The 13,299-nt window shown below is 41.5% G+C and carries 15 protein-coding genes; 5 read left to right on the forward strand and 10 right to left on the reverse strand.

Features of this window, described 5'->3' with window-relative positions:
- Positions 1–13 precede the first annotated feature (13 nt).
- The 3 genes from DFQ04_RS16855 to DFQ04_RS16865 are packed head-to-tail and all read right to left on the reverse strand — an operon-like array spanning position 14 to position 1,821.
- Positions 14–511 carry a SixA phosphatase family protein gene (locus DFQ04_RS16855; protein WP_133558030.1) on the reverse strand — a complete coding sequence of 166 codons (498 nt, stop codon included), beginning with the start codon at positions 509–511 and terminating at the stop codon, positions 14–16.
- 36 nt (positions 512–547) lie between these two features.
- Positions 548–1,282, reverse strand: a complete 735-nt coding sequence (locus DFQ04_RS16860) for an RluA family pseudouridine synthase (RefSeq protein ID WP_133558032.1) — start codon at positions 1,280–1,282, stop codon at positions 548–550.
- 56 nt (positions 1,283–1,338) lie between these two features.
- Positions 1,339–1,821, reverse strand: coding sequence for a GNAT family N-acetyltransferase (locus tag DFQ04_RS16865; protein WP_133558034.1), 483 nt, complete (start codon positions 1,819–1,821; stop codon positions 1,339–1,341).
- 70 nt (positions 1,822–1,891) lie between these two features.
- On the opposite strand from DFQ04_RS16865, the gene DFQ04_RS16870 reads away from it, so the two are divergent.
- From DFQ04_RS16870 to DFQ04_RS16885, 4 genes are all read left to right on the forward strand, one after another.
- Positions 1,892–2,662 carry a type III pantothenate kinase gene (locus tag DFQ04_RS16870; protein WP_133558036.1) on the forward strand — a complete coding sequence of 257 codons (771 nt, stop codon included), beginning with the start codon at positions 1,892–1,894 and terminating at the stop codon, positions 2,660–2,662.
- 79 nt (positions 2,663–2,741) lie between these two features.
- On the forward strand, positions 2,742–3,908 hold the full coding sequence (locus DFQ04_RS16875) for an AIR synthase related protein (protein ID WP_133558038.1): 1,167 nt from the start codon (positions 2,742–2,744) through the stop codon (positions 3,906–3,908).
- 70 nt (positions 3,909–3,978) lie between these two features.
- Positions 3,979–5,331, forward strand: coding sequence for a neutral/alkaline non-lysosomal ceramidase N-terminal domain-containing protein (locus DFQ04_RS16880; RefSeq protein WP_133558040.1), 1,353 nt, complete (start codon positions 3,979–3,981; stop codon positions 5,329–5,331).
- A 124-nt stretch (positions 5,332–5,455) separates the two neighbouring features.
- The gene (locus DFQ04_RS16885) at positions 5,456–5,728 is read left to right on the forward strand and encodes a DUF983 domain-containing protein (protein ID WP_133558043.1); all 273 of its coding nucleotides are present in this window, start codon (positions 5,456–5,458) and stop codon (positions 5,726–5,728) included.
- Here DFQ04_RS16885 and DFQ04_RS16890 read toward each other — a convergent pair.
- Both DFQ04_RS16890 and DFQ04_RS16895 read right to left on the reverse strand, forming a co-directional pair.
- On the reverse strand, positions 5,725–6,324 hold the full coding sequence (locus DFQ04_RS16890; RefSeq protein WP_133558045.1) for a class I SAM-dependent methyltransferase: 600 nt from the start codon (positions 6,322–6,324) through the stop codon (positions 5,725–5,727). The genes DFQ04_RS16885 and DFQ04_RS16890 overlap by 4 nt on opposite strands.
- Positions 6,321–7,157 (reverse strand): hypothetical protein, encoded by an 837-nt coding sequence (locus tag DFQ04_RS16895; RefSeq protein WP_133558047.1) that lies wholly within the window; start codon positions 7,155–7,157, stop codon positions 6,321–6,323. The genes DFQ04_RS16890 and DFQ04_RS16895 overlap by 4 nt, the downstream gene beginning before the upstream one ends.
- 126 nt (positions 7,158–7,283) lie before the next feature.
- On the opposite strand from DFQ04_RS16895, the gene DFQ04_RS16900 reads away from it, so the two are divergent.
- Positions 7,284–7,922: a GDSL-type esterase/lipase family protein gene (locus DFQ04_RS16900; protein ID WP_133558049.1), complete on the forward strand. Its 639-nt coding sequence runs from the start codon at positions 7,284–7,286 to the stop codon at positions 7,920–7,922.
- 55 nt (positions 7,923–7,977) lie between these two features.
- Here DFQ04_RS16900 and DFQ04_RS16905 read toward each other — a convergent pair whose 3' ends face one another.
- The 5 genes from DFQ04_RS16905 to atpF form a co-directional block, all read right to left on the reverse strand.
- Positions 7,978–9,546: a sulfatase family protein gene (locus DFQ04_RS16905; RefSeq protein WP_133558051.1), complete on the reverse strand. Its 1,569-nt coding sequence runs from the start codon at positions 9,544–9,546 to the stop codon at positions 7,978–7,980.
- 114 nt (positions 9,547–9,660) lie between these two features.
- Positions 9,661–10,533: an ATP synthase F1 subunit gamma gene (gene atpG / locus DFQ04_RS16910; RefSeq protein WP_133558053.1), complete on the reverse strand. Its 873-nt coding sequence runs from the start codon at positions 10,531–10,533 to the stop codon at positions 9,661–9,663.
- 62 nt (positions 10,534–10,595) lie between these two features.
- Positions 10,596–12,173 carry a F0F1 ATP synthase subunit alpha gene (gene atpA / locus DFQ04_RS16915; protein WP_133558055.1) on the reverse strand — a complete coding sequence of 526 codons (1,578 nt, stop codon included), beginning with the start codon at positions 12,171–12,173 and terminating at the stop codon, positions 10,596–10,598.
- Positions 12,174–12,198: 25 nt separating this feature from the next.
- A complete protein-coding gene (gene atpH, locus DFQ04_RS16920) occupies positions 12,199–12,759 on the reverse strand; it encodes an ATP synthase F1 subunit delta (RefSeq protein ID WP_133558057.1) in 561 nt (186 codons plus the stop codon).
- Positions 12,760–12,765: 6 nt separating this feature from the next.
- Complete coding sequence (atpF, locus tag DFQ04_RS16925; protein WP_133558059.1) at positions 12,766–13,260, reverse strand: F0F1 ATP synthase subunit B; 495 nt, start codon at positions 13,258–13,260, stop codon at positions 12,766–12,768.
- Positions 13,261–13,299 lie beyond the last annotated feature (39 nt).

A 13,299-nucleotide genomic window follows, 5' to 3' on the forward strand; every position in this document is an offset into this window, starting at 1 on the left:
GGAAATTTTTATCCTAAAAATCCTTGTAGAGTTTTCTCTCCACCTTTTCCCCGGATGCTTCCAGGGTTACCACAAAAATATAATCGTACTCAATGTCATTTAAATCTGGGTATTGCTCTCCCTCACCGACAAAGTAATTGGCCAATTTGTTAACGGTATTACTATGGCCAACGACCAGAGCATTTCCTTCCAGAGCCTTAAGTTTTTCAACCAATTCATCCTGATTTCGAGGATCATAAATCTCCACCTTCACACCTGCAGCTTCAGCCGTTGGACGGGCAGTATTCTTAGTCCTCAAATAATCAGTGGAATAAACATGCTTGATTTCTTTGTCCTCAAGGATTTGGGCAAGTTTGGTTGCCCGAATTTGGCCCACCTGCAAAAGATCCGGATCACTTCCTTCCAACTGCTTTTCAGCATGTCGGACGATATAGATGGTTTTGGTTTGATTTTTTGTCCCGCAGGAAAATAAAATCAGAGTAGCAAAAATCAGAAAAAGAAAGTTTCTCATATCTCCTGGCTTGATGGAATATTTGTTCAAAATAATTTACCCAGAAAAGGTATTGTCCAAGTGCTGATCCTTGGCTTTGATTTCCTCAAATTCCAAAAACTGCTCCCAGAATTCATTTTCAGGCAAAGCTGCCCGCATGAATAATTTCTCCTTTTTGATCGGATGAACAAAGACTAAATGGAAGGCATGCAGATTGATGCTGGCATCCGGATTTGGTTTTGGAAATCCATATTTCACATCACCACGGATCGGACAACCCATGGAAGCCAACTGCACACGAATTTGGTGAGGTCTCCCGGAAATCGGTCTGACCTCCAAAAGCCAATGGTCATTCAGCGTTCCTAAAACTTTGTAATTCAATTCTGCCTTTTGAGAACCCGACACTTCTCTTTCATGCGCTGTGACTACATTTTTGGCTTCATCCTTGGTCAACCAGTGCGTCAATTTCCCCATTTCCTCTTTGGGACGTCTTTTGACAATTGCCCAATAAACTTTGTGAATATCTCGCTTTCGGAAAAGCTCCATCATTCTTTCAAGACCTTTTGAAGTCCTTGCAAAAGCAACCAAGCCACTCACTGGTCGATCCAAGCGATGAACTGGATGAAGAAAAACTGCCCCCGGCTTTTGATATTTATCAGCAATATATTCTTTGCAATAATCGATTAGGGTTTTATCCCCAGTTTTGTCCCCTTGGACTAAAATCCCAGCGGCTTTGTTGACAATCAACAAATGATTGTCCTCATAGACAACGCTAAATGGTTTCTGTTTCATTTCACAAAGGTAGAGGATTAAGTTGGATGACCGATGTCTGATTCATCAGACATCCCTTATCCAGCATCCAACATTTTTCTTATTTCATAATCCTGCAAATGGGCATTCAGCCAACCTGCTTCGAGATAGGCTCCATATTTTTTGTAAAAATTGATTGCAGGCTCATTCCAATCCAAGACTTGCCACATCATCCCGGTACAGCCATCCTCAAGGGTTTTTGCCAAAATTCTATCGAAAAGGAGTTTCCCTGCTCCATTTCCCCGCTCAGATTCTGTCACTACCAAATCCTCCAGGTAAAGTCGCTTGCCTTTCCAAGTGGAATAGCGGTAATAATAAATGGCTATCCCAATGATTTTACTGGTGCTTTCCTTTTCACAAACGAATAAACCATAAACCGGATTTGGACCAAAACCATCCGCTTCCATCATTTCTAAAGTATTGGTCACTTGCTCCGGAGCCTTCTCATAAAGTGCCAATTCTTTGATCAAGTCCAATACTTGAGGGAGGTCTTCAACTTTTCCTTCTCGAAGGGTATACATAAGCGTTTGTAGAATAGGATTTGGTTATTTCTTTTCGATTAGGCTAAATTAGTCAAAACCTGAGAAACGAATGTTTTTAGCCATTGATGCCGGCAATTCCAATGTAGTTTTTGCACTTTTTGATGAAAAAAGCGGCACCTGGACCAATCAATTCAGATTGGAAACCAAAACCCCAAGACTTATTTCACAACTGAGCAAAAAAGTACCTCTATATTTTTTGGAGCATGGAATTGCGCCTTCTCAGATCGAAAAAATCGGATTCAGCTCGGTAGTTCCTGAGATCAATTCAATTCTGGGGCAATTCTGCGAAAGTTATTTCGGAATAAAGCCCTACCTAATCCAGCCATCTAGCTTTGCCAAAATCCCGGTTAAGGCCATCCGACCAAATGAAATTGGCTCAGATTTGATGTGTAATGTGATGGCATCCCATATCCGTTTCAAAAAACCGGTAATCGTGGTGGATTTTGGGACTGCTTTAACCTTTACGGCAGTGAATGGAGATGGGAATATTATGGGGGTAAATATCGTTCCAGGCCTTCAAACTGCCATTAAAGCCCTTTTCATGAACACCTCCAAGCTTCCTGAAGTAGAGCTTAAATTACCCGAGTCGGCCCTAGGCAAAAACACTATTCAAGCCATTCAATCTGGGGTTTTATATGGCTATACCGGATTGGTAAAAGGAATGATTGAAGCAATTAAGAAAGAAACTCAACTGGATTTCACCATTATCGCTACCGGTGGATTGTCCTCGATTTTGACCAACCTGAAAGATGTCTTTGACGAAGTAGACAAAAACTTGACTCTAGAAGGTCTCCGGCTAATTACAGAGGCCAATGGCTAATTCGAGTCAATTTTTCAATTTTTCAATCTTTCAATTTTTAAATGGTTTACCTTTGTCCTAACCAAATCTTTCCTTCGCTATGAACGAGCGCTATATGCAGCGCGGTGTTTCCGCATCCAAAGAAGACGTCCATAATGCAATCTCCAAGTTGGACAAAGGACTTTTCCCCAAGGCTTTTTGCAAAATCGTTGAGGACACTCTTGGTAATGACCCTGAATTCTGCAACATCATGCATGCAGATGGAGCAGGAACCAAATCCTCTTTGGCCTACCTCTATTGGAAAGAAACAGGTGACTTGAGTGTTTGGAAAGGTATCGCTCAGGACGCTATCATCATGAATACGGATGACCTACTTTGCGTAGGAGCAATCAATAATATTTTAGTCTCTTCAACGATCGGGAGAAATAAAAACCTTGTTCCAGGTGAAGTGATTTCAGCCATTATCCAAGGAACTGAGGAAGTGCTACAAATGCTCCGAGACAATGGAGTAAATGTGGTTTTGACTGGAGGGGAAACCGCTGATGTGGGTGATTTGGTGAGAACCATTATTGTGGATAGCACAGTGACTTGCCGAATGAGAAGGGATGAAGTCATCAGCAATGATACGATTCAGGCGGGCGATGTAATAGTAGGATTGGCTTCATTTGGTCAGGCAAAATACGAGTCAGAATACAATGGAGGAATGGGTAGCAATGGCCTTACTTCTGCCCGACATGATGTTTTCAATAAAATCTTAAAAAGTAAATACCCTGAAAGCTTTGATCCTGCTGTGCCAGAATCATTGGTTTATACCGGAAAGTACAACCTAACCGATCCTGCTCCGGGTGCTCCTGTGGATATGGGTAAACTGGTTCTTTCCCCAACCCGAACCTATGCACCGATCATGGTGGATGTTCTGAATTACATGCGTCCACATGTGCATGGATTGGTTCATTGTAGCGGTGGGGCCCAGACTAAGGTCCTCCATTTTGTAGACAATGTCCATGTGATCAAGGACAATCTTTTCGAAACCCCACCTTTGTTCAGAATCATCCAAGAGGAAAGTGGAACGGATTGGAAAGAGATGTACAAGGTTTTCAATATGGGTCATAGAATGGAAGTATATCTAGACGAACGCTATGCAGAAGAAATCATTGACATAGCCGAATCCTACGGAGTAGAAGCACAAATCATAGGACGGGTAGAGCCTATGGAATCTGGGAAAAAGGTAACCATCCAGAGCCAATACGGAACCTTTGAATATTAAGTATTCAATATTTAGAAATATATATTGGTGATTGAATTTCCCCGAAATGATTTTTTACAAATTCTAATTCATGAAAAATTCTTCCTCAGCAAGTAAAAAAGCCCTAAAGATCCTTCTTTGGGCTTTTCTATTAATTCTGGTTGTAGGAGTTTCCACCATTACCACAGTCGATAGGAGCTCGATAGCTGAAAAGGATTTTTATAAGGAAACTTTCTCCAGACTGGAAAATTCTGCTTGGTCCGGCTCTAATGGAGATGTTTGGCTGGCTGGCTGGGCCAAGGCAAACATGACCCCTGATAAACCAGTAGACTTGGTTGGTTATGCCCCGAGGGGTCCTTATGAGTTTGTTCAGGATAGTAGTTTTGTTAAAGCTCTTACTCTGAGTAATGGAAAAACTCAAATCGCCTGGCTAAACTTCGAACTTTTGATTGTTCATCTAGAACTTGCCAAAGCCGTAGAGTCAGGAGTGAAAAAGTCTGGAATAGACTTGGATCAATTGATTTTTACTGCCACTCATACCCATTCAGGCATGGGAGGATACATGCCCGGTCCTGTAGGAGAAATGGCCTTTGGTGGCTACGATCAAAAAGTGGTGGACTTGATGGTTGAAAAAAGTATCCAGGCTCTTAAGTCAGCAAAGGAATCCCAAGACACGGTTTCCATTTCTTTTAGAAAAACGAATGCTGAAAAATTCGTCTCCAATCGATTTGTCAAGGATGATCCCTTTGATCCTTTTGTAAGGCAGGTGATTTTCACCAAAAAAGATCAGACCAAAGCTGTATTCTTCACCTTCTCAGCTCATGCCACCTGCTTGGAACCGAAGTTCATGGGTCTTTCAGGAGATTATCCCAAATACCTCACTCAAAAAATGGAGGCGAGGGATTACGAGTTTGCCCTGTATGCTGCTGGGACAGTTGGGAGTCATCGACCAACAGTAAAAGGAAAAAGTTTAGATAATCTACAGGAATATGTAGGCGGGCTAGATTCCACCATTTGGCTGCGAATGACCTCCTTCGCCTCCAACAAAAGGCAATCGCTTCGATTTTCCAGATTGGATATTTCTCTTCGGGAACCACACCTCAGGATTTCTGATAATTTGAGAATCCGTCCCTGGCTTTTCAACTATTTGGTGGGAGATACCAATCCCCACTTAGATATTACCCAGGTGGGAAATATTCTTTTTATTGCTTCAAGCGGAGAGCTTTCTGGTGTTTTTTACAAGCAATGGGATGAATTGGCCCAACGTGAAGGATTAAAATTAGTAGTGACGGTATTCAATGGAGGATATATTGGGTACATCACACCGGATCAACTTTACGATGAGCATTTCCATGAAGTACGGGAAATGAATTGGTATGGTCCGGGAAATGGATCCTATTTTGATCAGTTGATCCAAAAGACCATCCAAAAAGCCAATTACTAATTTTTTGAAATTGAAAAATTCTCCGTCCTTAGTCCCGAGTCTTTTCTCTTGCCGCTGTCCCAAATGCAGAAAAGGAAGTCTATTTGTCCCATTCAATTTTAAAAGACTCGGTAGCCTTTTCACCATGAATCCTGTTTGCCAAGCTTGCGGACAAACCTTCGAACCAGAACCCGGATTTTATTTTGGGGCGATGTTTATCAGTTATGCAATGAATACAGCCCTATTTATTTTAGTCTGGGTGATTTATTCCTATTTAACCTCAAACTTCTCTATTGTTACACTTTTAATTCTGATGGGAATAGCCTCCATTTTATTGCTGCCCATTTTTTTCCGATTAAGCCGAACTATTTGGATCTATATTTTTATCCGATTTGATTCCAAAGCCAAAGCAGATTAGTCTTCCCTTAGCTTATACAACCGAGCTCTTATCCATCCCGATTTCCAGTTTTTTTCTTCTAAAAGAGAAAACCCTGCTTGATCAAAAAAACTTGGATAATCAGGAAGATCATTTCTTCGGTGATTAGTCATTATTCGGTGAAACCAAATCATTCCTTTATGAAAAAGCTTTTGGGAAAGATGCTGTGGTGGGAAAAAATCACTGAGAATTACCCTTCCCGAGGGAGTTAAGGATTCCCGAATTTTTTGCAAAAATTCCGGAAACTCCTCATCAAGAAAAGTATCCAATACAAAGGGAAGGCAAATGAAATCAAACTTTTCACCCCCTTGAAATTCCCCCAAATGAAAGCTCAGACCAGAGTTTTTCAAATTCCATTTTGCCAAATGGAGCATGCTGGGAGAAAGCTCCCAATAGTATCCATTCAGGCTTTTTGCCAGTGGCTTGAAGGCATTTCCGTCTCCCCCACCGATGATCAAGATTCTTTTTCCTTCCAAATTTTCGAGAAATGAAATCGAGGCTGTTTCCCTGGTCTTTCCAAAAGCTAGGGCTGATAATTTGGAATAAACCGGAGCCAAAACCCGATAAGAATCTTTCATAAAGCGAGTAAAAGGAAAGGAAGAAAAAAGGAAGCTTCCGTTCGGATCCTTTTGGTATGAGCGGAAAGTTTGGGATTAAAAAAACTGAAAAAATGCATAAATGTCATCATAAGAATCAAGCATGCATAAGGTCTGTAAAAGGAGGAGAATAATATAAATGAAGCAAAACTTCCAAAAATGATCAGAAAACTTAACCGCCTGATTCCCAAAATCAACTTATCCGGCTCAACAATGCTTGCGGCAGAAACAAACCCCTGAACTTGATCTTCTTTTCGATCTAGAAAAGAAAGCATCAAAAGATTCAAAAATGCCAAAAGGATGTAAAACAAGAGGAGAGTTAGACTTTGCCAGGTAATGTCCAAAGAGTCGGCCCTCAGTAAGGGAATCCAGGCCACACCCAAGACGTAAAAAATGGAGGTGCTGATCTCTTTTAAAATTCCCGCCAATCTCCCCGCCTTTCTCAACGAAACCATGGTTAGAAAAATGGTAGCTCCAAAAATCAAACTCAGATAAAACTCTCTGCTCCATCCCAATACCAGATAAGCATAGACTAAACCAAAGGCCACCACTAGCCCTAAAGCTATTAGAAGTACACTTTGAAATTTCTGATGAAATTTATGTCGGGAAGTGATAAGTTCTTTCGCATTTCTGGCATCCAGCAAATGGTCTGCTGTGTAAATAGCCCAAACAGCAAGTCCCAATAAAAGAAAAATATTGGGGTCCAAGTTTACCCTAAACAGTTTAAAAAAGAACAATAGCCCTGCAATTGCCCCCAAAACCACATCTATAGAAAGCCAGGTGAGATGAATCCAAAGGGATTTTAATTGCTTCATTGCCTAAAAATAAAACCGATCAGTTGATCGATAATCACCGAAAGTCAATTTCTGAACATCTTTTTTTAATTTGAGAAAAATAAACTCAAATCAATTCTATCAAACCCATTAACCGTTTTGCTCAACATGTTTAAAAAACCTACACTATTTCTGATTGCACTTTTATTTAGTGCAATTTGCTTTGGCCAAGCCCCGATAAAAATCGCCTTCGTCGGGAACAGCATTACCCAAGGTCCTGGTCGGGATAATCCAGATAGCTACCCGCTTCAAGTCGGAGCTTTGCTTGGAGATGCTTACGAAGTGAAAAATTTTGGAGTTAGCGGAAGGACGATGCTTCGTAAAGGGGATTTCCCTTATTGGAATGAACCCCAGTTTCAAGAAGCAAAAGATTTTCATCCTGATGTGCTGTTGATCAAACTCGGGACCAATGATTCAAAGCCTCAAAACTGGGCTCATAAGGAGGATTTTGTCAAAGACTATTTGGATATGATCGCCGAATTCCGGGAGAACATGCCCAAAGATGGAAAGATCTATATCATCATTCCGGTACCTGTGACTCGCGTAAATTTTGGAATCAACCCAGAGGTCATGCACAATGAGCAGCGGCTGATGCTATTTGACATTATCCAAAAGTCAGGTGCTGAGGTGATTGATTTATATACGCCTTTGATGGATAAACCAGAATTACTTCCTGACGGGGTACATCCTAACAAGGAAGGATTGACCATTATGGCTCAGGTTATTGCCAGAAGAATCATGATGTAAAAAGAAATCCGGATTAGGAGAAGGAAAAAATTTTATCGCCTAATCCGGAAAACTTCTATTCCTCATTCATAAACCAAACTTGTTTCCATTCTCCTTCGAAAGAATCATTGGACTGTGGAATCCCGGGAGTGCTTCTCCCTTCCTGAATATAACGGATCAAAGTTTGCTTCAATTCCAGAACCTTTTCCTTTTCTTCCGCTTCCAGATTTTTTGCCTCTCCTGGATCAATGGCCAAATTATAAAGTTGGACTTCTGGGAGATCAGCTTCGGCAGGATCACCAGGCCTTGGAAAACTCCAGCCTCCAGAACCTTTGGCAAGAATCAGTTTCCAATCTCCTTTTCGAATTGCAAAGCTTCCATCCACCGAGTGGAAAACTGTGGCTTCCCGAAACCCATTAGGTTGATTTTCTGAATTAAAAAGAGGAAGCAAAGAATAGCTATCCTCTCCTTCATGATCCGAAATTGAATAATCAACTATCTCTGCAACTGTAGCAAAAAAGTCAATCAATGAGATGGTTTCATTTCTTGAAGAGCCCGCTTTAATTTTTGAAGGCCATTTGGCTATGAAAGGAACCCGATGCCCACCCTCGTAGATATCAGCTTTATGCCCTCTGAAATGAGCACTGGGATAATGTCCCATTTCAACCAACTTGTTAAAACCTGCTGCAGGAGCACACCCATTGTCGCTTGAAAAAATAACCAAGGTGTTTTCTTCTATACCAGCTGCCTTCAAGGCCTGATTGACTTGACCTATGTAATCATCAATCATGAGGACAAAATCGGCATAAGGAAGTAGCCCACTTTTTCCTTGCCAGGCTTCACTAGGAAGAATAGGAGTGTGAGGAGAGGGTAATGCCAAGTAAAGGAAAAATGGTTCTTCCTCTTTTGATTGATTTTCTATGTATTGAATAGCTCTCGTAAAAAAGTTTGGGGTAACCTCCTCGTGGATAAAATCAGGGGAAGTTGGCCCTTTTCTCCACCAGGAATATTCTCCTTCATCAATTGTAACTCTGTCAGGTTCTTGGGTTACTTTCCCATTTTCTACATAGACATATGGCGCCATGTCCAGGGAAGCAGGAAGCGCATAGCTGTACTCAAATCCCAAGGTATTGGGGCCATTTTGGACAGGTTTGGAGAAATCTACCAAATCATAATTAACAGATTCCCCAGCTCCGATTTGACTTATGGAATCCACCTTTAAGGCCCAATCCAAGCCTAAATGCCATTTTCCGACAAAAGCGGTTTGGTACCCTTTTGACTTCAGGAGAGAGGCAACTGTAGTTCTTTCTTTTGGAATCAAGGCCATGGATTCTCCTGTTAAAACACCTTTTTTCAAGCTACTCCTCCAATTGTATCTTCCAGTCAGCAGGGCATATCTAGAAGGAGTACAAACTGCGGAAGTGGTGTGGGCATCAGTAAATATCATCCCTTCCTTTACCAATTGGTCCAGGTGTGGGGTTCGAATTTTACTTCCGGGATTAAAGGCTTTCAAGTCTCCATAGCCCATATCATCGGCAAGAATAAAGATGATATTGGGTTTCTTTTCCTCCTTTGGCTTTGAGGAACAGGAGGGAAAAAGTAATCCAATTCCAAACAGGAAAATCAGTAAGGATAAATTCTTCATGGCCAGGGTCTTTTGTATCCAATTAAACTAGCCATTAAAACGGAAATAATAAATCAGGTAAAATAAAAAACCACAGCCTTTAGAGCTGTGGTTCTGAATTTGGATCTATTGTGATTACTTACCTCCCAAGGCATTTGCACCAGCAACGATCTCAAGGATTTCGTTGGTAATCGCCGCCTGACGGGTTCTATTGTACATCAATTTCAATTCCTTCAACAATTCACCGGCATTTTCAGTAGCCTTATCCATGGCAGTCATTCGAGCACCATGCTCAGAGGCATTACTTTCCAAAACCGCTTTATAAAACTGAATTTTCAGGGAAGTAGGAACTAGTTCCTCGATGATATAAGCTCTGGATGGTTCCAAGATATAATCAGTTTCTGCAGTTTTAACTTCAGAAGATTCGCTTGGAGCCATTGGAAGAAACTGCTCAGTTCGTACGATTTGGGTAGCAACGTTTTTGAATTCGTTGAAAACCAAGAATACCTGATCATATTCTCCAGCCACGAAACTGTTCATCACGTATTCTGCAGCCTCACGAACGGTATCAAAAGTCAAATTTTGGAAAACACCATAGTAAGAATTCACCAAGGTAAAGGATGACTTTTTGTAGTATTCAAAAGACTTTTTGCCCAAAGGAAGGATACTTACCTCAGCTTCAGCAAACTGACCTTTTATCGCAGCATTGGTAGCTTTGATAATGTTTGTGTTGAAAGCTCCGCATAGTCCCTTGTCAGAAGTAATCGGAACAAGGAGAACTTTTTTGGTTTCTCTTTTAGTAGCATAAACAATGTCAGCAGCTCCTTCAGCAGAAGCGGAGACGTTGTTTAGGATGGTAGTCAACTTTTGGGAATAAGGACGCATTTGGACGATTTTGTCCTGCGCTCTTCTCAATTTAGCAGCAGAAACCATTTTCATGGCTTTCGTGATCTGCTGGGTAGACATGACCGAGTTGATCCTTTGCTTTACTTCCTTTAGGTTAGCCATCAGAGATTGCTTTGTACTTTATATGATTCCGGCAGGTCAAATCCTGCCGGGAATAAAATCAATTACTTTGCGTATTTAGGGGAAAGTTCTGCAGCTACAGTAGCCAAGATTTTTCCAGCTCCATCAATATCACCTTTGAGGATCAATTGAAGTGCTTCTGGATATGAAGCATCCAAAAGAGTGTAGAATTCTTTTTCGAAAGCTCTAGCCTTTTCTACAGGAACGCTATCCATCAAACCTCTCGTAGAAGCATAAATGATAGCTACCTGATGTGCCACGGAAACTGGAGCGTATTGAGGCTGCTTCAAAATTTCCTGGTTACGACGACCTCTTTCGATAGTACGCTTGGTAGATGCATCAAGATCAGAACCGAACTTAGCGAAAGCTTCCAATTCACGGAACTGAGCCTGATCCAACTTCAAGGTACCAGCTACTTTCTTCATGGACTTGATCTGTGCGTTACCCCCTACTCGAGATACAGAGATACCTACGTTGATCGCAGGACGGATACCTGAGTTGAACAAGTTAGTTTCCAAGAAGATCTGACCGTCAGTAATGGAAATTACGTTGGTTGGGATGTAAGCAGAAACGTCACCAGCTTGAGTTTCGATGATCGGAAGAGCGGTCAATGAACCTCCACCTTTTACCAAAGGCTTAATAGACTCAGGAAGATCATTCATCTGCTGCGCGATGACATCAGACTTGTTGATTTTCGCGGCTCTTTCCAGTAATCTTGAGTGAAGATAGAATACGTCACCTGGGTAAGCTTCACGTCCCGGAGGTCTTCTCAGTAGAAGAGAAACTTCACGGTATGCAACAGCTTGCTTAGAAAGGTCATCATAGACTACCAGTGCAGGACGTCCGGTATCTCTGAAGAATTCTCCAATAGCAGCACCAGTAAATGGAGCGAAGAACTGCATTGGAGCAGGATCAGCAGCAGAAGCTGCAACAATTACAGTATAAGGAAGTGCACCACCTTTTTCCAAAGCAGCAACAACTCCAGCAACGGTAGAAGCCTTTTGACCTATCGCAACATAAATACAGAATACAGGCTCGCCTCTATCGTAAAATTCTTTTTGGTTGATGATAGTATCGATAACTACTGCGGTCTTACCTGTCTGACGGTCACCGATTACCAATTCTCTTTGTCCTCTTCCGATCGGAATCATCGCGTCAATTGACTTGATACCAGTTTGAAGAGGTTCTGTTACTGGCTGACGATAGATTACCCCAGGAGCTTTTCTTTCCAAAGGCATCTCGTAAAGGTCACCAGCAATAGGGCCTTTACCGTCGATTGGGTTACCCAAAGTATCGACAACACGGCCAAGCATACCTTCACCTACTTGGATAGAAGCAATTTTCTTGGTTCTTTTTACGGTGTCGCCTTCTTTGATTTCTTTAGAGTCTCCAAAAAGAACGGCACCTACGTTATCCTCTTCGAGGTTAAGCACCATTGCTTTAAGACCATTGTCAAACTCTAGCAATTCACCAGCCTGAGCCTTGGAAAGTCCATAGATACGCGCAACACCATCCCCTACTTGGAGGACTGTTCCCACTTCTTCTAGTTCGGCTTCGGTTCTGGCACCGGAGAGTTGTTCTCTCAAGATGGCCGAAACTTCATCAGGTCTTACTTCTGCCATGATATGATACGATTAGATATATTCGTTAAAACTGTTTTTCGTAATGATTTTGAGTAAACTGAACGCGGAGTGCTTTCAACTTACTGCTCAAAGATTCGTCTAATTGACGATCGTTAACTTTGAGAACGAATCCACCAATGATTGACGGATTGACCTTCTCTACTAATTGAACTTCCTTCATTCCGGTAATTTCTTTCACCAAGGCTACAAATTGCTTTTTCTGCTCAGCATCAATTGCGATTGTAGTAGTCAATTCAGCTACCTGGATTGATTTGAATTTGTTGTATTGAAATACAAATTCGCTTGCGATGTCCATCAAAACGCCTTCCCTGTTTTTTCTGGATACGATCTCGAAGAAAGTTGAAGTAAGCTTGGAGGAACCATTTGCGAATAAAGCTTTCAAAACTTTAAGCTTTTTTTCAGAGGATACCACTGGGTTGCCCATCAGGAGAACTAATTCTCTGCTGGATTTAGCCATTTCTTCCAAGGCTTTGAAATCTGCAAATACCTCCTCCAATTGACCTTGTTCGATGGCCAATTCCAAAATTGATTTGGCATAGCGGGAGGCTACTCTATGATTGGACATGGAGGATTAGTTAAGCTTTACGTCTTTCACGAATTCGTCGATCAACTCTTTCTGAGCCTTGTCAGAAGACAAATTCTTTCTCAATAATTTCTCTGTTACCTCAAGAGTCAAAATAGCCACTTGATTTTTCACTTCAGCCAAAGCAGCTTTTTTCTCAGTCTCGATTACGGCTTTAGCGTTTTCGATTTGCTGAGCAGCAACTTTAGAAGCTTCGTTTTTAGCATCCTCAATCATCTTGACAGAAGCATCTTGTGCTTTCTTCAAAATGATGTCTCTTTCTAATCTTGCTTCTTGCAAAAGCTTTTCATTCTCAGCTTTCAAGCTAGCCATTTCATTTCTGGCCTGTTCTGCTGCTTTAAGAGAATTTTCGATGCTAGTCTCCCGCTCTTCCAGTGCTGCAAGCATAGGCTTCCAAGCAAATTTGATCAGGATAAATAGCAAACCGAGGAAGCCAAATAGCTGCCAGAAAATGAGACCGGAACTCGGAGTAATCAAATCCATGATATAAGATTTATTTCAGATTGTTCAATAAAAACAGAA

Source organism: Algoriphagus boseongensis (genome assembly GCF_004362805.1).
In the GTDB taxonomy this organism is placed as follows: Bacteria; Bacteroidota; Bacteroidia; order Cytophagales; family Cyclobacteriaceae; genus Algoriphagus; species Algoriphagus boseongensis.

Excerpts from the sequence above, each read along its gene's own strand:
- DFQ04_RS16855 (WP_133558030.1), bottom strand. The coding sequence starts at position 511 with ATGAGAAACTTTCTTTTTCTGATTTTTGCTACTCTGATTTTATTTTCC.
- DFQ04_RS16860 (WP_133558032.1), bottom strand. The coding sequence starts at position 1,282 with ATGAAACAGAAACCATTTAGCGTTGTCTATGAGGACAATCATTTGTTG.
- DFQ04_RS16865 (WP_133558034.1), bottom strand. The coding sequence starts at position 1,821 with ATGTATACCCTTCGAGAAGGAAAAGTTGAAGACCTCCCTCAAGTATTG.
- DFQ04_RS16870 (WP_133558036.1), top strand. The coding sequence starts at position 1,892 with ATGTTTTTAGCCATTGATGCCGGCAATTCCAATGTAGTTTTTGCACTT.
- DFQ04_RS16875 (WP_133558038.1), top strand. The coding sequence starts at position 2,742 with ATGAACGAGCGCTATATGCAGCGCGGTGTTTCCGCATCCAAAGAAGAC.
- DFQ04_RS16880 (WP_133558040.1), top strand. The coding sequence starts at position 3,979 with ATGAAAAATTCTTCCTCAGCAAGTAAAAAAGCCCTAAAGATCCTTCTT.
- DFQ04_RS16885 (WP_133558043.1), top strand. The coding sequence starts at position 5,456 with ATGAATCCTGTTTGCCAAGCTTGCGGACAAACCTTCGAACCAGAACCC.
- DFQ04_RS16890 (WP_133558045.1), bottom strand. The coding sequence starts at position 6,324 with ATGAAAGATTCTTATCGGGTTTTGGCTCCGGTTTATTCCAAATTATCA.
- DFQ04_RS16895 (WP_133558047.1), bottom strand. The coding sequence starts at position 7,157 with ATGAAGCAATTAAAATCCCTTTGGATTCATCTCACCTGGCTTTCTATA.
- DFQ04_RS16900 (WP_133558049.1), top strand. The coding sequence starts at position 7,284 with ATGTTTAAAAAACCTACACTATTTCTGATTGCACTTTTATTTAGTGCA.
- DFQ04_RS16905 (WP_133558051.1), bottom strand. The coding sequence starts at position 9,546 with ATGAAGAATTTATCCTTACTGATTTTCCTGTTTGGAATTGGATTACTT.
- atpG (WP_133558053.1), bottom strand. The coding sequence starts at position 10,533 with ATGGCTAACCTAAAGGAAGTAAAGCAAAGGATCAACTCGGTCATGTCT.
- atpA (WP_133558055.1), bottom strand. The coding sequence starts at position 12,173 with ATGGCAGAAGTAAGACCTGATGAAGTTTCGGCCATCTTGAGAGAACAA.
- atpH (WP_133558057.1), bottom strand. The coding sequence starts at position 12,759 with ATGTCCAATCATAGAGTAGCCTCCCGCTATGCCAAATCAATTTTGGAA.
- atpF (WP_133558059.1), bottom strand. The coding sequence starts at position 13,260 with ATGGATTTGATTACTCCGAGTTCCGGTCTCATTTTCTGGCAGCTATTT.